The sequence below is a fragment of the Runella sp. genome (assembly GCF_027484545.1).
Classification (GTDB): domain Bacteria; phylum Bacteroidota; class Bacteroidia; order Cytophagales; family Spirosomataceae; genus Runella.
Genome location: NZ_JAIXST010000154.1, coordinates 1 through 21,573 on the forward strand (window position 1 = coordinate 1; position 21,573 = coordinate 21,573).

The 21,573-nt window shown below is 44.0% G+C and carries 19 protein-coding genes; 10 read left to right on the forward strand and 9 right to left on the reverse strand.

Features of this window, described 5'->3' with window-relative positions; genetic code table 11:
- The first annotated feature begins 152 nt into the window (after window positions 1–152).
- On the forward strand, window positions 153–719 hold the full coding sequence (locus Q0081_RS14170) for a sensor histidine kinase (RefSeq protein ID WP_298354575.1): 567 nt from the start codon (window positions 153–155) through the stop codon (window positions 717–719).
- Window positions 720–859: 140 nt separating this feature from the next.
- Here the strand turns inward: Q0081_RS14170 and Q0081_RS14175 are convergent, their stop codons facing one another.
- Window positions 860–2,230 (reverse strand): TrpB-like pyridoxal phosphate-dependent enzyme, encoded by a 1,371-nt coding sequence (locus Q0081_RS14175; RefSeq protein ID WP_298354537.1) that lies wholly within the window; start codon window positions 2,228–2,230, stop codon window positions 860–862.
- A gap of 412 nt (window positions 2,231–2,642) precedes the next feature.
- Here Q0081_RS14175 and Q0081_RS14180 point away from each other — a divergent pair, with 412 nt between their 5' ends.
- Window positions 2,643–4,676, forward strand: coding sequence for an ATP-binding protein (locus Q0081_RS14180; protein ID WP_298354541.1), 2,034 nt, complete (start codon window positions 2,643–2,645; stop codon window positions 4,674–4,676).
- Here the strand turns inward: Q0081_RS14180 and Q0081_RS14185 are convergent.
- Both Q0081_RS14185 and Q0081_RS14190 read right to left on the reverse strand, forming a co-directional pair.
- Window positions 4,669–6,129 (reverse strand): PLP-dependent aminotransferase family protein, encoded by a 1,461-nt coding sequence (locus Q0081_RS14185; RefSeq protein WP_298354543.1) that lies wholly within the window; start codon window positions 6,127–6,129, stop codon window positions 4,669–4,671. The two genes, Q0081_RS14180 and Q0081_RS14185, sit on opposite strands and share 8 nt — an antisense overlap.
- 62 nt (window positions 6,130–6,191) lie before the next feature.
- Window positions 6,192–7,628, reverse strand: a complete 1,437-nt coding sequence (locus Q0081_RS14190; RefSeq protein ID WP_298354545.1) for an amidohydrolase — start codon at window positions 7,626–7,628, stop codon at window positions 6,192–6,194.
- 115 nt (window positions 7,629–7,743) lie between these two features.
- Here Q0081_RS14190 and Q0081_RS14195 point away from each other — a divergent pair, with 115 nt between their 5' ends.
- The 3 genes from Q0081_RS14195 to Q0081_RS14205 are packed head-to-tail and all read left to right on the forward strand — an operon-like array spanning window position 7,744 to window position 9,286.
- Complete coding sequence (locus Q0081_RS14195; protein WP_298354547.1) at window positions 7,744–8,376, forward strand: pyridoxamine 5'-phosphate oxidase family protein; 633 nt, start codon at window positions 7,744–7,746, stop codon at window positions 8,374–8,376.
- Window positions 8,377–8,413: 37 nt separating this feature from the next.
- Window positions 8,414–8,941 carry a DinB family protein gene (locus Q0081_RS14200; protein WP_298354549.1) on the forward strand — a complete coding sequence of 176 codons (528 nt, stop codon included), beginning with the start codon at window positions 8,414–8,416 and terminating at the stop codon, window positions 8,939–8,941.
- A gap of 18 nt (window positions 8,942–8,959) precedes the next feature.
- Window positions 8,960–9,286, forward strand: a complete 327-nt coding sequence (locus tag Q0081_RS14205; protein ID WP_298354551.1) for a cupin domain-containing protein — start codon at window positions 8,960–8,962, stop codon at window positions 9,284–9,286.
- 79 nt (window positions 9,287–9,365) lie between these two features.
- Here Q0081_RS14205 and Q0081_RS14210 read toward each other — a convergent pair whose 3' ends face one another.
- From Q0081_RS14210 to Q0081_RS14220, 3 genes are all read right to left on the reverse strand, one after another.
- Window positions 9,366–10,028 carry a YggS family pyridoxal phosphate-dependent enzyme gene (locus Q0081_RS14210; RefSeq protein WP_298354554.1) on the reverse strand — a complete coding sequence of 221 codons (663 nt, stop codon included), beginning with the start codon at window positions 10,026–10,028 and terminating at the stop codon, window positions 9,366–9,368.
- 74 nt (window positions 10,029–10,102) lie between these two features.
- On the reverse strand, window positions 10,103–10,552 hold the full coding sequence (locus Q0081_RS14215) for a GNAT family N-acetyltransferase (protein ID WP_298354556.1): 450 nt from the start codon (window positions 10,550–10,552) through the stop codon (window positions 10,103–10,105).
- A gap of 21 nt (window positions 10,553–10,573) precedes the next feature.
- Entirely contained in the window at window positions 10,574–11,533 is a 960-nt protein-coding gene (locus Q0081_RS14220; protein WP_298354558.1) for a patatin-like phospholipase family protein, read from the reverse strand.
- Window positions 11,534–11,725: 192 nt separating this feature from the next.
- Here Q0081_RS14220 and Q0081_RS14225 point away from each other — a divergent pair, with 192 nt between their 5' ends.
- Window positions 11,726–12,700, forward strand: coding sequence for a polyprenyl synthetase family protein (locus Q0081_RS14225; RefSeq protein ID WP_298354560.1), 975 nt, complete (start codon window positions 11,726–11,728; stop codon window positions 12,698–12,700).
- A gap of 124 nt (window positions 12,701–12,824) precedes the next feature.
- Here the strand turns inward: Q0081_RS14225 and Q0081_RS14230 are convergent, their stop codons facing one another.
- Complete coding sequence (locus Q0081_RS14230; RefSeq protein ID WP_298354561.1) at window positions 12,825–13,175, reverse strand: transmembrane 220 family protein; 351 nt, start codon at window positions 13,173–13,175, stop codon at window positions 12,825–12,827.
- 209 nt (window positions 13,176–13,384) lie between these two features.
- Between Q0081_RS14230 and Q0081_RS14235 the strand changes: the two genes are divergently transcribed.
- Window positions 13,385–15,301, forward strand: a complete 1,917-nt coding sequence (locus tag Q0081_RS14235) for a M14 family metallopeptidase (protein WP_298354563.1) — start codon at window positions 13,385–13,387, stop codon at window positions 15,299–15,301.
- Between the two features lie 44 nt (window positions 15,302–15,345).
- Here the strand turns inward: Q0081_RS14235 and Q0081_RS14240 are convergent, their stop codons facing one another.
- Window positions 15,346–15,957 carry a pseudouridine synthase gene (locus Q0081_RS14240; RefSeq protein ID WP_298354565.1) on the reverse strand — a complete coding sequence of 204 codons (612 nt, stop codon included), beginning with the start codon at window positions 15,955–15,957 and terminating at the stop codon, window positions 15,346–15,348.
- Window positions 15,958–15,975: 18 nt separating this feature from the next.
- On the reverse strand, window positions 15,976–16,995 hold the full coding sequence (locus Q0081_RS14245; RefSeq protein WP_298354567.1) for an acyl-CoA reductase: 1,020 nt from the start codon (window positions 16,993–16,995) through the stop codon (window positions 15,976–15,978).
- A 133-nt stretch (window positions 16,996–17,128) separates the two neighbouring features.
- Here Q0081_RS14245 and Q0081_RS14250 point away from each other — a divergent pair, with 133 nt between their 5' ends.
- From Q0081_RS14250 to Q0081_RS14260, 3 genes are all read left to right on the forward strand, one after another.
- Entirely contained in the window at window positions 17,129–17,476 is a 348-nt protein-coding gene (locus Q0081_RS14250) for a 4Fe-4S dicluster domain-containing protein (RefSeq protein ID WP_298354569.1), read from the forward strand.
- Between the two features lie 1,158 nt (window positions 17,477–18,634).
- Complete coding sequence (locus tag Q0081_RS14255) at window positions 18,635–19,879, forward strand: porin (protein ID WP_298354571.1); 1,245 nt, start codon at window positions 18,635–18,637, stop codon at window positions 19,877–19,879.
- 114 nt (window positions 19,880–19,993) lie between these two features.
- On the forward strand, window positions 19,994–21,316 hold the full coding sequence (locus Q0081_RS14260) for an ammonium transporter (RefSeq protein WP_298354573.1): 1,323 nt from the start codon (window positions 19,994–19,996) through the stop codon (window positions 21,314–21,316).
- Window positions 21,317–21,573 lie beyond the last annotated feature (257 nt).

Here is a 21,573-nt window from a genome sequence, read left to right on the forward strand (position 1 = left end):
ATACCAAAAAAGAATATAACAAATAATATAAGGCTCGTCAGAGAAGATTTTAACTTTGATAGACACAAGGCAAAGAGCTGTTTTGCAAGAAGTTAAACTGTTTTATGAAAAAGCCCTGACACCCTTCAAGAACTACTGCGATTCGTACCAAAATTTCCAGTGACCTCCACGACGATGTCGGTACCATTTTGTCGGGCTTGGCTATGCAATCGCAAATGCTGGCTTTTTCGGCCAAAGAAGAGCAAAAAGATTCATTGCTTGAAATAAGCAGCATGAGTCACGATGCCATGGAACGAATGCGGGACACCGTTTGGGCAATTGATTCACACAAGGATAAATACGAAAATCTGATTGACCGAATGCGAGATTTTGCCGATCGTAACCTCAATCGGAAGCAAATTTCGCACGAGTTTAAAGTGGAAGTGGAAGACGGTAAAAAATTTATTGACCCACAAAAAAGGCAAAATATCTATCTGATTTTTAAGGAAGCCATTGTCAATATTGTGAAGCATTCCGACGCCACGCACGTTAACATAGTCTTTTCTGAGCAAAGAAATCGACTGCATTTAGTGATTCATGACAATGGTTCCCAACTTCAAACCCCGACATCTTCGGATGGGCTGGGCCTCAGTAACATGCAAATGCGCGCCACCCAACTCGGCGGACGCCTGATGGCAAACTATGAGGAAGGTTTTAAAGTGGAGTTGACATTGGGGTAAGCACAAAAAAAGAAGGCATTAACGCCTTCTTTTTTTGTTGCTATGATTGCTGGTTAAGTAGTTAGTTGGGCGAAAGTTTCCGCTAGTGTCATTGCCTAATTTTTACAGCTAACGATTAACGGATAATAACTTACTTATGCTTAAATGCTTGGATAGCCTTCCAACTCTTTCAGCCCTGATTTCAATTCTTCGTCGGTTAGGAAATGGTCGGATAGTTTTCCGTCGAAATAATCCATGTAGGCTTGCATGTCTAAGAAACCGTGTCCGCAAAGGTTAAGCAGAATGATTTCGGATTTGCCTTCTTCCTTGCAGCGCTGGGCTTCACGAAATACCTGCGCAATGCCGTGCGTGGCTTCGGGAGCAGGGATAATTCCTTCCGCTTTGGCAAAGGCGATGCCCGCTTCAAAGCATTCCAATTGCTGAATGGCGTTGGCTTCGATCAGCCCGTCTTTCAACAACTGCGAACAAAGCACCGAGGCTCCGTGGTAGCGCAGTCCTCCCGCGTGGATGGCCGCAGGACGGAAATTGTGACCCAAGGTGTACATCGGTAACAACGGCGTAAAGCCAGCCGAGTCGCCGAAATCGTAGCGGAATTCGCCTTTGGTGAGTTTGGGGCACGATGCCGGCTCTACCGCAATAGCGCGTACTTTTTTGCCCTGCGTCAGGTTTTGGTGCAAGAACGGAAACGAAATCCCCGCAAAATTGGAGCCTCCACCCAACGGCGCAATGACGATGTCGGGATAATCGCCCGCTTTTTCCATTTGTACCAAGCACTCCTGCCCGATGATGGTTTGGTGCATGAGCACGTGGTTCAATACACTTCCGAGGGCATATTTGCAGTTTTCGTCCTGTACGGCACATTCGATGGCTTCGGAAATGGCAATGCCCAAGCTGCCCGGCGTATCGGGATATTGCTCCAATATTTTGCGGCCCGATTCGGTTAATTCAGAAGGCGAAGGATAAATTTTTGCTCCGAACGACTCGATTAACGCTTTGCGATACGGCTTTTGGTTATAGCTGATGCGCACCTGAAACACCTCACACTCAATGTCAAACATCTGACACGCAATGGCCAAGGCCGTACCCCACTGCCCGGCTCCGGTTTCGGTGGTGATGCGCTTGACGCCTTCCATTTTGTTGTAATACGCCTGCGCCACGGCCGTGTTGGTTTTGTGGCTGCCCGATGGGCTTACACCTTCGTATTTGTAGTAAATTTTGGCGGGCGTATCCAGCATTTTTTCCAGACGGTGCGCCCGGAACATCGGCGTAGGACGCCACAATTTATAGATCTCACGTACTTCTTCGGGAATCTCAATGTAACGCTCCTGCGAGACTTCCTGCTTAATGAGTTCCATCGGAAACAACGGCGCCAAGTCGGCCGGGCCTACCGGTTGCTTCGTGCCGGGGTGCAGCGGAGGAAGCGGTTTGTTGGGCATGTCTGCCTGAATGTTGTACCAATGTCTCGGAATTTCGTCTTCCGACAGTAAGATTTTGTACTGTTTTTCGGCCATGATGAATGAAATTAAGGGTGAATGAAAATTTGTGCTAAACTTAAAAAGTATTTTGAGGAAGTACAATGAAAGCTGTCAGTATTTCTTAAAATGTTGGTATTTAACGTCAGCGAGGTTCAAAACCTCGCTGACGTTAAATACCTCTTTTAAACAAAAACGTCGCGAAGCCTTTTCCGGTCGCAGCGTTTTACTTTGATGGCGTAAGTAAGTTAGGATTTATATTGAATTTTAAAGCGATAAAGGAAGGCTCAAGCCTGGACGTTTCCCCAAATTTGCAGCGTTTATTTTTAGCAAAACAGAAAGAAACTCTGTATCTTTAGTAGAGAATAAAATCCTACATTTGCTTGGCAGGAACCCCTATATACACATGAAAAAATACGGCTGTTTAATCTTCTTGTTAGTGATTACAAAAATGGCTTTTTCACAGCCTAACATAAGCCCCTCCCTCGCCGACAGTTTGAAGCAGGAGCTGATGAAAGCCAAAGAAGATACCGCTAAGGTATTGATTTTGGAAAAGTTAACCCGTTGTTATACGGCCATTGACCTCAATAGCGCTTTAAAATATGGACGACAGGGCAAGGCTCTCGCCGAACGGATTGGGTATATGCCCGGAAAATTGCTGTGCACTATTTCCCTGAGCTTTATTTTGGCTCGAACCAACGACCATGCCGAAGGCCTTCAGTTGCTTATGGAGGCAAAGCAATATTGTGAAAGGAACGATAAACCCGAAGAACTGGCGAGAGTTTTATCCACTATCTCCAATATATACACGCTCAATAAAGACTATAAAAAGGCCCTTGACTATGCCAAAAAAGCCCAAATTGTCCAAGCTACCCACTATATTTCCGAAACCATCAATCCTATCAGTTTAAGTTTGGGTACCACCTATCGGGATATGGGAAAGTATGATTCGGCGATTGTGTATTTAAAGCAGGCGTATGAAGTTGCATTGAAGAATCAAATGCCTACTTATATTACTTCTTCCACTTATTATTTGGGAACTGTCTACGCTCAATCGGGACAAACAGACCAAGCGTTCAACTATTACCGAAAAAGCATTTCATACTCTAGTCAGCTGAAAACCAACTACACGATTTCAAGGGCGTATCAGGGTTTAGCAAAATTGTTCAGCAGTTTGGGGCAGGAAGATTCCACGATTTATTACTGCAAAAAAGCCCTGGAAGAAAAGCAAAGCAATGTCTATTATCTTTTCACAGTGATGGAGGCCGCTACTTTGTTGGCACAAGTCTATGAAAAATACCGCAAACCCAACGAAGCCCTGACGTATTACAAAATGGCAACCGCCGCCCGGGACACGCTGTTTGCTCAGGAAAAAACCAGACAAATAGACAAACTCGCCTACGAAGAACAGGAGCGGGAAGCACGTACGCAACGAAGGTTGGAAGCTCATAAACAGGAGTTTGAAACTAAAATTAAATTGTATGCCTTGATGGCGATCTTGAGCGGTGTGCTGATTTTTGCTTTTTTTCTCTACCGTAACAACCGCCAAAAACAGAAGGCCAATGCGTTGTTGCACCATCAAAAAGAAGAGATACATCTGCAGAGGGAAAAAGCTGAAAAGGCCCTCAGTGAATTGAAGGCTACTCAAAATCAACTGATTCAAGCCGAGAAATTGGCAAGTTTGGGAGAACTCACGGCTGGGATTGCTCACGAAATTCAGAATCCGTTGAATTTTGTCACCAATTTCTCGGAACTCAGCGTGGAGTTAATTTCGGAATTAATGGAAGAACGGAGCAAGGAAGACGGAAAACGAGATAAAGAGTTAGAAAACGAGTTACTGGATGATCTTTCCCAAAACCAGAAGAAAATCAATTATCACGGCAAACGAGCCAGCAGCATCATCAAAGGAATGTTGGAACACTCTCGAAATGCTGTCGGAGAACCTGAACTCACAGACATAAATCAATTGGCAGATGAATACCTGCGCCTTGCCTATCATGGATTAAGAGCCAAAAATATGAGCGGTTCTACGTCTCGATTTGGCGCTGATTATGAATTGATTGCCGACGAAAATCTCCCTAAAATCAAAGTCATACCGCAGGACATAGGGCGTGTGCTGCTGAATTTGATTAATAATGCTTTTTACTCTGTACACCAAAAAACGTCGGCAGGGTTTGGAACCCTGCCGACGTTAACTGCCACTGCCTACCAACCCAAAGTAACAGTTTCGACCAAATTCGCTGAAAACCAATCGGACCCCCGAGCGGTTGAAATCCGAGTCACAGACAACGGATTAGGAATGTCGGAAGCGACCAAAGCCAAAATCTTCCAGCCTTTCTTCACCACCAAGCCTACCGGCGAAGGCACGGGATTGGGATTGAGTTTAACCTACGACATTGTTACTAAAGGACATGGAGGGACGATTGAAGTGGAAAGTATGGAGGGAAAAGGAACGACTTTTACAGTGAAATTGCCGATTACTTAAAAGAAGATTTCAGTACAGCGACACACTGCTCCAGTTCGCCCACGGTCGAAGAAGCAAAGCCTAACCGCGTTACATTTGTCAACGGGAGATGGTGTTTGCCGTTGGAAAAAAACAGGTCTTTTTTGATGGCTTTTTGAGCTAAAACTTCCAAATCAATTCCCTTGTCAAACTGAGCCCACACGGCCATGCCTCCGTCGGGGATTTGAAAATCGACATAGTTACCCAACTGTGTTTTCAGTAAATCGCAAAATACATCGCGTCGCTCGCGGTATTCGCGCAGTGATTTGCGAAGTTGACGCTGAATCACTCCGTTTTGCAGAAGTTCAGCAATGGCATTTTCCAGTATCAAATCTCCCTGTCGGTCAACAATACGTCGCAGTTGAGCTAAATGGCGAATGACATTTTCGGGGGCGACCAGATATCCTACGCGAAAAGCAGGAGAAATGGTTTTGGTAAAAGAACCGCAGTAGAGCACCATTCCGGTACGGTCGGCACTGGCCAAGGGCAATAGCGGTTTGCTTAAATAGTGAAAATCGTAATCGTAATCGTCTTCAAATATGATAAATCCGTACTCCTCAGCCAATTGCAGGAGTTTGATGCGGCGGTCGGCGCGTAAAGCCACCGTGGTAGGGTAGTGGTGATGCGAGGTGATATACACCAACCGAATAGGCTGTTTTTGGCAGAGTTGTTCCAACTCATCTACCACCAAACCATGTTCATCCACGGCTATTTTTAGCAAATTAGTCCCTGCTTGCACGAAATTCATGCCGGCGCTGCCCCAACTCATTTCTCCTACGACGATATTGTCACCGTTTTGCAGCAGCCCTGTACTGACCAAATAAAGGCCCATAACGGTTCCGCGCGTTATGAGAATGTTTTCGGAGGAAATTTTTAAACCCCTTGTTTCATTGAGATACACCGACAATTCCTGCCGCAACCATGCCGAGCCTTTGGTGTCGGAATACCCTAATTTAACGTAAGGATTTCCCAACAATAAATTGCTTCGATAAGCTCTGGTCAACTCGTGCAAGGGCGCTAATCGCGGGTCCGGAAAGCCATCATCCAAATGCAGTGAAGTGACCGATTGCAGGATATCTCGGCGTAAATGCGGCGCTTCGGAGAAAGAAAAACCAGCCGTTTTAAGGGGATTTGGGTCAAACCCTGCGCTTTCCGTTAGTCGTTGCGGATGAACTTCGGGTAAATTTTCGACCACGTAGGTACCACTTCCCGTTTTACTTTCCAACCATCCCTGCGCCAGTAATTCATCGTACGCCTGAACAACTGTTTTGCGGTGAATAGTCAACAAAATGGCCAACTGCCGTGACCCCACCAATTTCTGCCCGGCTCGTAATTTACCCTCGCGAATCAGATTCATTAACTGATTCGCGAGTTGTAAATACGCCGGTTGTTTGGCGGTTTTGTCAATGGAAAGAAGTAACTGGTAGGCAGTCATTTATGACAATATTAAACCTTATAGGTCTGATTAGTGCTGACTTCCAGACCTATAAGGTTTTGCTAATCTCGATAATTCAGGGCTGGTTTGCGGTCACCTATCAATGCGTTATATTTAAAATTAGCACCTCGACGTTTTTCAAATTCAACTTTGGCGTCAGCAATTGCCTTTTCATTTTGGAACAGGTCAATGGCGGTAGTAGCCAAGGTTTTAGCGGCAACCATCATTCCTTTTCGTCCAATACTCATTCCTCCGGCTGCTACTGCCTGCCAGCTGTGCGCCGGAGTACCTGGTACCCAAGTAGCCGTCCGTAAACCTACGGTAGGTACGGCCCAACTTACATCGCCCACGTCGGTAGAGCCACCACCGCCGCCGCCTTCACTTGAGAAAGGGTCTACTTGGGCCGCCGACGCGATTTCTCGGATTCCCATGCCTTGGGTGGTACTTATTTGTTCGGCAAATTTTACTTCTTCAGGGGTGTATTGTACTCCTCCGACTGCTTTTAGATTGCTGTGCATGATTTGTGCCAATACATCATTAGGAAGCAATTCGTGGACGCCGCTTATGACTTCTTCGTCAAAGGTGGTGCCGGTAGCCAATGCCGCTCCCTGCGCTGCTTTCTGGACACGCTCCCAAATGGAATTGACGTACTCACGGCTCGGGTGACGTACGGTGTAATACACTTCTGCAAAATCAGGAACGACGTTAGGAGCCTTGCCTCCGTTGGTGATAACGTAGTGAATCCGCGAAGCCGAAGGAACGTGTTCCCGCATCATATTGACGGCATAATTCATCACTTCAACGCCATCCAAAGCCGAGCGACCCCGCTCAGGGGCTCCTGCTGCGTGAGCTGAGATTCCGTGAAAACGAAATTTAGCTGATTTATTGGCCAAGGAGGAGGTAGGATTTGCACTGTTTCCGTCACCTGGATGCCAATGCAATACTACATCTACATCGTTGAACAGCCCTGCTCGAACCATGTATATTTTGCCCGCACCACCTTCTTCGGCGGGTGTTCCGTAAAAACGAATGGTGCCTTTATGACCTGATTGAACCAACCAATTTTTGACGGCAATGGCCGATGCCATTGAACCCACGCCAAACAAGTGATGCCCACAGGCATGACCTGCGATACCTCCGATGGCTTTTTTGACAGGGATAGAATCCTGAGAAAGCCCGGGTAGGGCATCAAATTCACCCAAAATCCCGATGACGGGTTTGCCTTCGCCAAAGGTGGCAGTGAAAGCGGTAGGAATTTCGGCCACGCCTGCCAGAACTTTGAAGCCTTCTTTTTTGAGCTGTTCCTGCAAAAGCGCCGAGCTTTTTACTTCCTGATACCCTACTTCGGCGTAGTTCCAGATTTGTTTGGCCAAAGCACCGTATTGCTTTTCCTTTTGGCTGATTTCTTTGATGGCATTTTCGTGCCCTTTGTTGGGCGAGGTTTGGGCGCTTGCAGCTCCCGTTCCCAAGGATAAGAGTAAAAGTAAGTACTTTCTCATGTTTTTAATTAGTGTTAGGGTGAAGAAGTGGACTACTTAGTTTGTTGAAAGTGGATACTTACAGCAATCCGGTAAAGATATACTTTTGTTAAAAAAACAGCAAATTCTATAACTCATGCAGCCCACTCCCCGTACCACCCCGAGTCGTTCCGCCAAACGTGCCCATTACGACGAAGAAACCGTTTATTCAATTTTAGACGAATCCCTTTTTTGTACTGCCAGTTGCGTTATTGACGGACAGCCCTTCTCCATTCCAACGGCTTTTGCCCGTTATGCCAACTACCTGTATCTGCACGGTTCGGTAGGCAGTCATTTTATTCGCGCCATCGAAACCGGCATTACGGTTTGTATTTCGGTAATGTTTACCGATGCGCTGGTCGTAGCTAAATCGGCCTTTCACCATTCGGTCAATTACCGTTCGGTAGTATTATTTTCAACTGCCGAAAAAGTAGTGGAATACGAGAAAAAAGTAGAAGCTTTACGCTGGATTACCGAAAAAATAGTACCCGAAAGTTGGGATTACCTACGCCCGATTACCGAAAGTGAAGTCAAAAAAACCACAGTTTTGGCTTTTAAAATTGAGGAAGCCTCGGCAAAATTACGGACCGGAATGCCGATTGATGAGGAAGAAGATTTGGAATTGCCGATTTGGTCGGGACTGATTCCTTTGCGTACCGTTCGCGAAAAACCGATTTCGGACGAGTTAAGTAAAAACTTATCTTTGCCAAAACACTTAATTCATCTATAAAAACTAACGGACGGATTGACCGTCTTACCCATCTCCCATGAAACGTTCGGATATTCAGCACATGCCTCAATTTTTTGATCGGTACATCAATTTGGCCCCTGACATTGATATCATAGACGCACTCCAAGCCACTGCGGGCATACTGGAAGAACACACGTTCAAAACGTCGTTGGAAGCCTTGCAGGACAAAGTCTATGCACCGGGCAAATGGACCGTTAAAGACATTGTTCAGCATATTATTGACAATGAGCGCATTATGTCGTATCGCGCGATGCGTTTTGCCCGAAATGATAAAACGGCTCTTCCCGGTTATGATGAAGAGCTTTTTGGGGCTAATACCACGGCCGCAACGCGTACTTTGGAAGATTTGCTGGAAGAATTTACGTTAGTTCGTCAATCAACACTTGCGCTTTTTAAGAGTTTTAGTGACCAAATGTTCCACCGCGAAGGCATCAGTTTCAATCAACAGATATCACCGCTGGCATTGGGATTTGTGTTGGTAGGGCATCCTATTCACCACGTCAACGTTTTGAAAGAACGCTATTTCCCATTGATACAAGCCTAAAATAGAATACATACAGCCATGTTTCCACAAAAAGTCAGTCTCGCCGAAGCCACTGAAAAACTAAGTCAGCATCCCAAAGAATTTTTATTGCTTTTCAAAACCGGTACGCTGGATTTAGAATTGTACAAACCCCATTTGGTGGATAAACAAACTCCTCACGACCGCGACGAGGTGTACATCATTGCCACGGGTGAGGCTACTTTTGTATTGGAAGCGAAGCAAACGATGGTAAAAACAGGAGATTTTTTGTTTGTTCCTGCCCACGCCGCGCACAAATTTGTGGAATTCAGCGAAGATTTTTCAACGTGGGTGCTGTTTTTCGGCCCTGTGGTGGAAGAAGAATAAAAATTTGAATTGGTAAAAAATAGGCCGTCGATTTGAAGCAAAATTGCCCAAATCGGCGGCCTATTTTTAGTAACTATGTTTACCTCGAACCAAAAATCGCACTGCCAACTCTCACCAAGGTGCTACCTTCTTCAACGGCAATCAGATAATCACTGCTCATTCCCATAGACAGTTCTGTCAAAGTAGCCTCTCCGGCACAAAGTGTCGAATTGAGTTCATCAAAGAATTTCTTCAAACTTCTGAACTCCCTGCGGATTTGTTCTTCGTCATCGGTGTTGGAAGCCATGCCCATCAAGCCTGCAATTCGCACGTTTTTTAACTCTCTAAAAGCGTCCGAAGTCAAAAGCTCTTTGGCTTCTTCTTCCGAAAGCCCGAATTTGGTTTCTTCCTGAGCGATAAATAGTTGCAACAGACAATCAATCACCCGATTGTTTTTAGCAGCCTGTTTATTAATTTCCTGTAGCAATTTAAGGCTATCTACCGAGTGAATCGTGGACACGAACGGTGCGATGTATTTCACTTTGTTGGTCTGCAAATGTCCAATCAAATGCCACTCAATATCTTTGGGCATTTGCTCGTGCTTCATTTCCATTTCCTGCACCTTGTTTTCGCCGTATCGCTTAAAACCCGCGTCGTATGCTTCCATCAGCATTTCAACAGGCTTGGTTTTGGTAACAGCGATCAGCTTGGCACCGGGCGCAATTTCAGCCTCTATTTTTTGAATGTTCTCTGCAATACTCATCTCTCGTAACATATTCTAATTCCCTTCTCCTGAAAGGACGGGGCCGCCCGTGCGGAGGGGGTAGGGGTGAGGTTCTAAAAATCCAAATGACAATTGATCCATTCGGCGTCCAGTCGGGCACCGTAGCTTTCATAAAATTTGATAGCAGGTTCGTTCCAGTCCAATACCTGCCACATGACCCCCGTGCATTGAGTGGCGCGGGCCTCGGCAATGGTAGCGTCCAACAGCTTTTTCCCTAAACCGGAGCCACGCATGGATTCGGTTACGATGAGGTCTTCGAGATACAAACGCTTGCCCTTCCAAGTGGAATAACGGGTATAATACATGGAAATGCCAACGATTTTACCATCGACTTCGGCCACTAACAGTCCATAAATGGGGTTGGGACCAAAACCATCTTCCAACATTTGCTCGGGGGTGTTACTTACCTGATCGGCGGCCTTCTCATAAGCGGCCAATTCCTGAACTAATTTAAATACTTGAGGTACATCTTCGGGCGTACCTTTACGAACTTGGATATTCATGAAGGGCAAAAGTTGCTGTTATTAAATAGATGTATGATTCTTTATAGTGCCATTGGAAGAATTAACTTCAATGACGGGTAATCCATTTTCCTGAATGTAATCGAAACCTGTTTTGTAACCTTGTACAACGAGGCGCACAATATCGTCAGAATTAAATTTAAGCATGTCCAAATGTAAGGGCTCTTGCGGACGCATAACGGTCAGATTTAAAGAGCGGCCTTTCAGACCTTCTTTTTCAACGTAACTCTGTGCCCAGGAAATGTCGCTGTTCACCACTTGATTGACGTTGATGTCCTTCACTCGCTCAATGAGCTTTAATAAATTACGATGATTAAGCGGCTCGTCGTAAATATGTTCTGCATGACAGGCCACACAGATTACCTCGGTTGCGCCGTCTTCGAGCGCGGCCTTGAGAGGAGCTACCACCCGCAGACCTCCATCTAAAAAAGCCGCTTTGCGTTGTCCTTTGATGTGAACAGACGGCATTAAAGTAGGTAGTGAACTGCTTGCTAATATATAGTCCAAAAAATGTTCGTTTTCTGGAGTGGCATAAACCATTTTGCCACTTACCACGTCCACAGTACCTACTTTGAGTTTGACAGGACTGTTTTTTAAAATAAACTCATCCACATTTTGATGAATCAGCGTTCGGAGCGGGGTCGTATCAAGGAGGCCGTCAAAGCGGCTCATCAGCGTATCAATGCCGAGCGTGATGCGTGAGCGTACGATGGCGATATCTTCGGGCTTGGTGATGTTTTTTACCCAAAATTCAATCAACTGCCGACTGATTTTAGGCCAGTCAATTTTTTTATGCTCAATAGCTTGTTTTCCTGCTTCGTTGACCAAGTAGCTTGCGTTTAGGCTACCTACGGAAACTCCATAAATCATCTCAGGTTCAAAACCTGCTTCTAAAACGGCCTGCACCACACCTACTTGAAATGCTCCCTTGAGTGACCCTCCTCCGAGTACTAATGCTTTCATGAATAAAGGTTGAAATAGCTAAATGAGCGAATATCTTTAAACAAATTATCTTTTTTTGATGTAATGTTAATAGATTTTGTCCCAAATTTGGCGTTTGTAAGATAACAAATCAAGAAAAGGTTAAAGCTGCCGGCAATTTCAGGTAAACTATTTAGTATTTGATACGTGTTTACTGATTAGCCCACTTAAAATATGTCTCTTTCCATCAACGATATTCAAGCCCCCATCGCTTCTGAAATGGATGCTTTCGAGCGCAAATTTCGGCAATTTATGAAAAGCGAAGTTATGTTGCTCGACCAAATCATGAACTACATTGTACGTCGTAAAGGTAAACAATTGCGCCCGATGTTTGTTTTTCTCACGGCCGGGGTCAGTGGTACGATTTCAGAGTCTACGTATCGGGGAGCTGCCCTTATTGAATTACTCCATACCGCCACGCTTGTTCACGATGATGTAGTCGATGATTCCAATTACCGACGTGGTTTTTTCTCGGTCAATGCCCTTTGGAAAAATAAAATAGCGGTCTTGGTAGGCGATTATTTATTGTCAAGAGGCTTGTCGCTTTCTATGGATAACCAAGACTTTTCATTGCTGAAAATCGTATCAAACGCCGTTCGGGAAGTGGTGGAGGGAGAATTGCTTCAAATGGCCAAAGCCCGTCGTTTAGATATAACCGAAGAAGTCTATTTTGAGATTATCCGCCAGAAAACAGCCTCTCTGATTTCTTCCTGTTGTGCCGTTGGAGCACAATCAGCAGGTGCAGCTGATGAATTGGTAGAAAGAATGAAGCAGTTTGGTGAAAAAGTAGGGCTTGCCTTTCAAATCAAAGACGACTTGTTTGACTTTGGCGACGCCGAGGTAGGCAAACCCCTCGGCATCGACATCAAAGAAAAAAAAATGACCTTACCCTTGATTCACGCATTGAGTCAAACGACGTGGAGCAAAAAGCGGAACATCATCAATATTATCAGAAACCACAGCGACAAACCTCAAAAAGTAGCGGAAGTCATTCAATTTGTGCGGGAATCCGGAGGGATTCAGTACGCCACAAAAGCCATGCAAAAACACGTCGATGAGGCCAAAGCTATCCTGCACTCTTTTCCCGAATCCACCTACCGTACTTCGCTCGAAGGTTTGGTACAGTTTACGATTGACAGAAGCAAGTAAATTTGCAATTTATGGTTTAAAGTTTGCAATTTTGCTCTTTTGCTTTTTTCCCTTTTGACTAAGCTTTGCCTCTTGCATTTTGCCCTTTGCCTCTTGCTTTTTCCCCTTGGCGAAGCCTTGCTTCTTAAATTTTCCTGCGCAAAGCGGCCATAATTAACATGGCAATGCTGCAAACGGTAAGTCCTAATGACTCCCGAGCCAATTCAATATTTATACTGCGCATTTTCATTTCTCCCCAAAACACCCCTTCATATTGAGGAGGCCACTGTTGATACGAGGCAATGAAGTAGGCAACACCCATGATGATAAATACATAAGCATGAGGTGCTTTTTTGAAATAAATGCTCAAACAAGCCACTACGGCAATGCTGTAAATTGGCATCCAAACTTCAGGGTCAGGGTCGTTGTATTGGACAACAACGAAATAAACAAACAAAAGGGCAAAAGCCAGAGATACGATTTTGATAAGGTTCATGATAGGTTGATTAGATTTTCGGGAGTGGTTTCTATATTGGGAAAAATGGACACTATGAATAAAAATTTGGTCAAAATTAATGGTTAACGAGTGAGTTTGAAAACAATAAATAAGTTACGTAGGAAGAACAGGTAAAAAAGCAAATTGTAAACGTTACAATCAGTTTTTTTCAATAATTTGCCAATTCAACTGCATTAACCTACAAACCAATGAGAAACCTTTCCCTTCTTCTTTTATTTTTGTTCACTTTTATCGGAGCCTCTGCCCAGAAATCGTACTACGCAGAGCCAAAATGGCCCGAACAGGATACGGCTGCTAAGTTTTATACGGTCAAAGGCGAGCGGCACGGCGTCAGTTTTTTCAAAAAGCACTATTTCAAAGACGTACAGTATTTTCCCACGGATAAACTCGCTTTCGATGTCTATCATTCGCCCGACGTGATGTACCATTGGTACCGCAAATGGGCCGAAAAATACCCCGACATCGTAGACCTGTATGAGGTCGCTAAAAGTTACGAAGGTAGGCCGATTTTACAAATGACAATTACCAATAAAAGAACCGGTAAGCACACCGACAAACCCGCCGCTTATTTTGAAGCCGGTCGGCACAGCGGTGAAGTGACGAGCAGCGAAGCCGTTTTGTGGATGACGCAGCACTTGTTAGAAAACTACGGGAAGGACGCCTCCATTACCCAACTTATTGACAGCAAAGCCGTTTATCTGCGCCCAGAAAACAATCCTGACGGCTCTACGATGTATCTTTTCACGGCACAACGCAACCGCAGCACCGTTCACCCCAAAGACGATGATCGCGACGGCCTGCTGGACGAAGACCCAGAAGAAGACCTCGACGGTGATGGAATTATTTATCAAATCAGAAAAAAAGCAGTTACTAAAGCCGAAAAAGAGAAAGCGGATTTTATACTCGACCCCAAAGACCCTTCGGGACGGCTCATGAAACGCGTGTTGGAAGGCAAAGGAGAATGGTTGGTCTATACCGAAGGCATTGACAATGATGGTGACGGGAAATACAACGAAGACGGCATTGGCGGTCTTGACAACCACCGCAACTACCCCGAAAACTGGCGACCCGATACCGGCGGTGACCTGACCGGGCGCGGCTACACGCAAGGCGGCGCAGGAGATTATCCGCTGAGTGAAATCGAAACGCGTGCTACTGTTTTGTGGCTGTTGCAACACCCCAATATTTCGGTGGTCAATTCCATGGATACGCGCGTACCGATGCACTTGCGCCCGCCTTCCACTTCCAAATCTTCGGAAAGTATGTTTCCTGCCGATTTGAAAATCTATAAACACATGGATAGCTTGGGACTATCTTTTACAGGGTATCCCTGGGCAGGCGATGTATACGAAACCTACGCCATGCGCAGCAAGATTGACCGCACCACCGGCGACCCTACCAAGTTACAGCCCTTGTTTGGCCACGGACCCGATTTTGGCTATTTCTATTATGGTTCGGTTTGGTACGGTGATGAACTGTGGAACGGTGGTGCCATGAAAGATTACGATAAAGACGGTCAATACGACGAATACGACGGCCTGATGTGGGACGACGAAGCCAACCAAAAGAATGGTTTTAAACCGTGGACAAAACTTACACATCCTGTGTTGGGCGAGGTGGAAATCGGTGGCTTTCATCCCAAATTTTTTGCCCAAAACGGCCCGGCGTGGCAATTGGAAAACTGGATTTCCAAACAATCTAAGTTTAACTTGGCAATGGCCAAAGAATTGCCCCAAATTGACTTTAAAGACGTAGTTGTGAAAGCGTTACCCAATAACGAGTACGAGATAAAAGTACGTTGGAGCAATTCCGGTAAACTCCCCGTAGCCTTGGAACAGGCCAAACTCGTCAAAATCGTGCAGGAAGATCGCGTGACGCTGGACATTGACAAGGCGTTGCTCAAAGGCTTTGAAGAAGCCAAAGCCGTAATTACACAACCTGCTCTGTTTGACAAAACTGTTTACGCAGGTTACACCAAAATAGGCGAACAGAAAGAAGCTACCTTCAAAGTAAAACTCAATCAAAGCGGCTCTATCAAAGCCAAGGTGAAGTTGCTCTCCACAAGAGGAGGATACAAGGAGAAGGAGATCACGATTGGGAATTAGTGAATTGCGGTTACCGTGCAGTCAATGCAAGGTAACCGCAACGTTTACTGCCAATTATCAATTTTTAATTTCTTAAAAAAATCGGCTTCTTCAATTTCTCGGATTTCTCCGGGTTGCAAGCCGTCCAATGCTAAATCTTCGATAGAGATGCGTATCAATCGCTGACAACGGTGTTTAACGGCCGTAATCATTTTCCGTATTTGACGAAACTTCCCTTCCGTCATCGTAATGATGAGCCAGCTATTCGGAACGTTTTGATTGAATTCGTAGCCGCTTTGGAATAAATTCGCGGGCTTTTCTACCATCGTTACTTCACAAGGCGCTGTTACGTACAGTTCCTCCGTACCACGAATGCGAATTGTAACGCCAGTTCTTAATTGTTCCAACGTTTCCTGACTTACTACCTTATATACTTGTACCAAATAACTGCGTCGGTGGGGTTTTTCGCCCTGAAATAAATATCGTGTTACTTTTTTGTTGGTTGTTAAAATCAATAACCCTTCCGATATATTATCCAATCGACCGATAGGATGCGTGCCGGGGGGGAAATCGAAATCCAAATCGCCCAACATCCGCATATCATACGGCCCGATAAACTGGGAGAGCATATTGTAGGGTTTGTTGAGTACAAAATAGCGTTGGTTGGCTTGAGACATATTCCTATTGGTTGAATTTTACAAGCCGGTCAAAAAAGCCATTGTATCTACGCCGTCTGCATAATCAAACAGGGTAGGAGACTGCGCCTGCCCGAAAGGTAGGCTGTTTGGATAGTTTCCTTTTTGGGAAACAATGCACTGAATTTTGTCCTCATTTGTAGTCAACAGTTCTGCTAAATGATCTGCGGATTGATAACGTTCATAAAACAGAACTGAAATCGGCGAAACCAACGATTCGGTTTCGCGAGTCATCAAAAAACCGTTGTCAAAGTGAGGCTCCTGATTAATCAAATACACCGATTTGTTGTACTCGTAATTATTGAAGTACTTATGATGACTGACGTAATAATCATGTTGGGGTTCAATTGCTTCGTAAAATTCCCTGAAATCATAGCCTTCTGGGACATACACCTTGGCTACATTGCGACAACCCAACCCGAAATATTGAAGTACGTCCCGACCCAAAGCCGCTAATTCTTCTTTGGTTTCGTTACCGTTCAGGATTCCAACCGACGTTCGATTGCGTCGAATAATGTGTGGTTTCTTGGAAAAGTAATATTCAAAATAGCGAGCGGTATTGTCGCTCCCCGTAGCAATGTAGGCATCGGCGGCGTTGAGGCGTTCGACCACTGAAATGCGCTCTGCCAACTCTGGTTCAATTTCGATGAGCTTTTCAATTAAAAACAGCATCAGAGAGCGGTCATCGTTGCTGATTTTGGCCAATAAATGATGCCCACTCACCAAAACACACAATAAATCGTCAAATCCTACGGCCGGGACATTGCCGGCCATCACTACTCCAATCTTTTTAGGGGCAGTCTGTGAAGAATAATGTAAAGAATAGGGCTCAATCCAATTACTTAATTTTTCTTCCTCCAGATATTCCTCAGAAATAGCACGTAATGATTGTCTTACAAACTCGGGCGTAAACCAGTGATTGTGGGAATAAGCTCTGAATACTGCCTCTTCTATGAGGGTAGTTTTGAGTAGTTTTCCTAAGCTAATGAAAGGCGATATGCGTTTTTTGATAGTATCCATTGAAATATTTATAGGAAAAGTACAAAAAATCAAAGAATTGTGATTTTTATGACCCAACCGAAACTTTAAATAGTTAAATTTGTTTTTTAATTGCAAATGCAAATATCCCAAAACTAAACGATACTGTGCAATTATGGCTATCATGATTACTGACGAATGCATCAACTGTGGTGCATGCGAGCCAGAATGTCCGAATACAGCAATATACGAAGGGGGTGTAGAGTGGACCTACGCAAGTGGGACTCATCTGGAAGAAATTGACTACGGCGATGGAACGGTAGTGAGTGCGAAAGCAAAACAGGAGCCCGTATCCAATGAGTTTTACTACATTGTAACCGACAAGTGTACGGAGTGCATGGGTTTTCATGAGGAACCTCAGTGCGCGGCGGTTTGTCCGGTTGATTGCTGTGTCCCCGACCCCGAAAATGTTGAAGATGAAGACACGCTCCTTGCTAAAAAAGCCTGGATGCATGGCGAATAAGGTTTAAGCCTCTTTCACGAAAGCCTCTGAAGCAATTCAGGGGCTTTTTTTTGCCCTTTCGGTATTATTCTACCGATTTTTAAAGGTTTGATGTATGGTCCCTAATTATTAAAAAAAACGTGAATTATGGATAACTATAATCTTAAGGAGTATTAAGTAAATAGTACCAAGTATTGCGTTTGTTAAGTTGTTGATAAACAAATAATTATATATTTTCTCAATACTCAAATATTTGATAATGAGAGCATAAAATGCTACAAAGAAAGGTATTTGTAGCGCAACCTCACAAATTAGCCTATTCATACTTTTACGCTCTACGAATCAAAAGCACTAAGACTCATCGAACTAGTCATCACTTGTGATGATTTTTGCAACGCACTTACCCAATGGCAAACTCAACAGGGTATCTTGCCCACTGGCCGAGCAGGACAACTTACTGACAGTGAAATGATGACTATCCTTATCTGATTACTTACGAGCGGTTCGTGGCTTGAATGCCGCGTTTATTGCCCAGCCTATTTTTACTTCTTAAATGGCTTTGCGCTAATTCAGAACGCACAGGCTTTTATATTATCAACAGCAAGCCTCTAGTGGTTCGTCACAATAAACGAATTCACTCTCATCGGGTTTTGGCCCAAATTTCCCGACGAGGACATTGCATGAAGTTGCCAGACAAACTCAAACTGCGTAAGCGTTGACTGATTGAATCAGTCAACGACCTGCTAACATCGGTATTTGATATTGAACATACCCGTCATCGTAGTCCAATTAATGCGCAATTCAATATCTGTATTGGATTAATTGCTTATTGTTTTCTTGATCACAAACCTTCCATTGTCGTGTTTAATCAATTCCAAATCTGTCCATAATTCACGTTAAAAAATGTAATTATTCAAATGTTTCATTGAAATGTTTTGCCTATATGAAAAGAATAATATTCTGGCAATACCTGATAATGCAGAATAAACTAAAAAATTAAATTATTTAAATAAAAAATTAAATATAACTTAAAAGACGCACTTAAAATGACAAGAATGGTGAACTTTTATAAAAAAATACTTAAAAATTATACCAAAAATTTGGATGTTTACAAAAATAAGGTAATGTTTGTGTCGAAAAACAAAACTACATATTGCCCACCTTAAACAAAATAATATTATGCAAAAGCTACAATTACTTATCTTATGTTTGTTTACAACTTTTTTGGCTTTTCCCAAGGGAAATGATGACGGAAAGACAGAAAGTAAAACCGAAACAAAAGCAGAAGTAAAAACGGAAGGTAAAGTAGAAGGTAAGACTGAAGACGAAAAGAAGGGTACGTTCACTTTTTCAGGTTATACTGATTCTTATTATATCGGTAACTTCAACAAGCCGGCTTCCCGTAAAAACTTAGGAGCAAGCAATGCACGTGCATTTGACCAGAAATCAGGTCAATTCTCTTTAGGTTTAGTGCAAACCAAAATGCAATACAGCAATGAGAAATCGGATGTGGTTGTTGATTTGACATTTGGGCCTAATGCAGACCTTGGAAACTACGGTAACGTTTTAGGCGCACTTGGCTCAAACACAAACACAGCTCTTGCCATTAAGCAAGCCTATTTTAATTGGAAAGCTTCGAGCAAATTTACGTTGACGGCAGGTCAGTTCGGAACACACATCGGTTATGAAGTAATTGATGCTCCTGTTAACTTCAACTATTCATTGTCTAACTTATTCAACAACGGTCCTTTCTATCATATTGGGGTAAAAGCAGCTTATGCTTTCTCTGACAAAGCAAGTTTGATGGTAGGTTTGGTAAACAACGTTGATAACCTGAACGATAACAACCGCAAAAAAGGACTTATTTCTCAGTTGTTCCTGAATCCTGCGAAAGGTTGGAACGTATATTTAAACTTCATCAACAGCAACGAAGCAAATGCTGACGATAAAGGAAATACTCCTGATGCACATTACCGTGTACTTGATATTGTTACTACGCTGCAAGCTACCGATAAACTTTTGATTGGTGCCAACGCAGCTTTTGGGTCTCAAAAAGGTGAATATCAGGGAGGAGCCACCTTCAAAGATAGTGAAACTTGGGGTGGGGCAGCCGGTTACATAAGCGTTGCTGCATCGGATGTATTCAGTATCGGAGCTCGTTATGAATATTTTGACAACACCAGCGGTGTACGCGGACTTCTTAACAAAAAAGGCGAAGGTACTTCGGTAAACTCATTGACATTAACCGGTAACTTCACATTGGCTGACGGCCACTTATTGATTAAGCCGGAGTTCCGTTTGGATGCCTACAAAAAATTAGAAGGCAGTGGCGAAACTAAAAATCAACAATTTGAAGATTCAAAGGGTGATTTTACGAAAAATTCACAGTCAACTTTCGGTTTGGCCTTTATCTACAAGTTTTAATACATTTTAACGGGCTTGCCTGTACAGAGGATTCCATCATTCAGTTGATGGAATCCTCCTTCAAAAACCTTGCTAAACAAAAACAAGTACAACCAAAACCAGTCAAGTAACTCTATGAAAAAGTACATCCCACTCGTGATTTTGCTGGGTATCAGTCTTTTAGGGATTTTGATGCCTGCTATTCCGAAACAAATTGTGACTGAAGGTCTCAATTCTGGCGATATCGCCTGGATGCTGGTCGCAACGGCATTTGTATTATTGATGACACCCGGCTTAGCTTACTTCTACGGAGGTATGGTAAACCACAAAAACGTGATTTCGACCATGTTGCAAAGCTTTATTGCCATGGGAGTGATCAGTATTGTTTGGGTAGTGGTAGGATTTAGCTTAGCTTTTGGTGATTCAATCGGAGGTTGGGTTGGCAATCCTATGACTTTCTTTATGTTTAACGGCGTATTGGATGGAAAGCCTTGGTCATTGGCACCTACGATTCCATTGGCGTTGTTTGCATTTTTCCAATTGAAATTTGCCGTAATTACTCCGGCGCTTGTAACAGGTTCATTGGCAGAGCGTATCAAATTCCGTTCATATATTTTGTTCATGGTGTTGTTCAGTATTTTTGTATACGCTCCTTTGGCACACTGGACTTGGCATCCTGATGGTTTTCTGTTCAAATTAGGTGTATTAGACTTTGCCGGTGGTACCGTGGTACACATGTCGGCAGGTTGGGCTGCTTTGGCAGGAGCCATTTATTTGAAACGTCGCCGTGCGCACGTTGAAGCTAATTTCTTACCTCCAGCCAACATTCCTTACGTGTTACTGGGAACAGGTTTATTGTGGTTTGGTTGGTTTGGTTTCAATGCAGGTTCGGCAGTGGGTTCAGGACCTTTGGCCGTGTCTGCTTTAGGAGCTACCAACACAGCAGCAGCAGCAGCAGGTTTGGCGTGGGTATTGTTTGACGCCGCTAAAGGCAAAAAACCATCCGCTTTAGGTTTCTCAATCGGTGCGGTCGTTGGTTTAGTAGCGATTACACCTGCCTGCGGTTTTGTAACGATTCCACAGTCTATCTTTATCGGTACCATTTCTTCCATGGTTTCTAACTATTTGGCACACCTTCGCACCAAAACTACATTGGACGATACGCTTGACGTATTCCCTTGCCACGGTGTAGGTGGTATGATGGGTATGTTGATGACCGGTATCTTTGCTTCTAAAGGTGTAAATGCTGCCGTAGTAGATGAAGGTTTGGCGTATGGTACATTCACATTATTCAAAAACCACTTGATTGCTCTCGTTTTGGTTTCGGCCTTTGCTTTTGTAATGTCGTATTTGATTTTAAAAATCACCGATATGATTGAGCCATTGCGTGTATCGGAAGAAGACGAAAAAGTAGGTTTAGATATTAGCCAACACGATGAATTTTTAGTAGAAGCTTAATTAATATTTCAACATACCACAGAGGGTTCGCCTTGTTGACTGTGGTTTTGTTGTACTCGTTGAAGCTACCGGCTGTGCTGGTAGCTTCATTTTTTTGTTACTGTCCCCAAAGTCACAATTACATTCTTATCTGTTTTTTGATAGGGCAATTGCATGAAGTGGTAAGTTAGCCCGACCTTTGGGAAATGAATGTAGCTGAATTTTTCTTTGAGTTGGACGACCCTCGCCGGGACGGAAGCTGTTATCACGTCCTATCG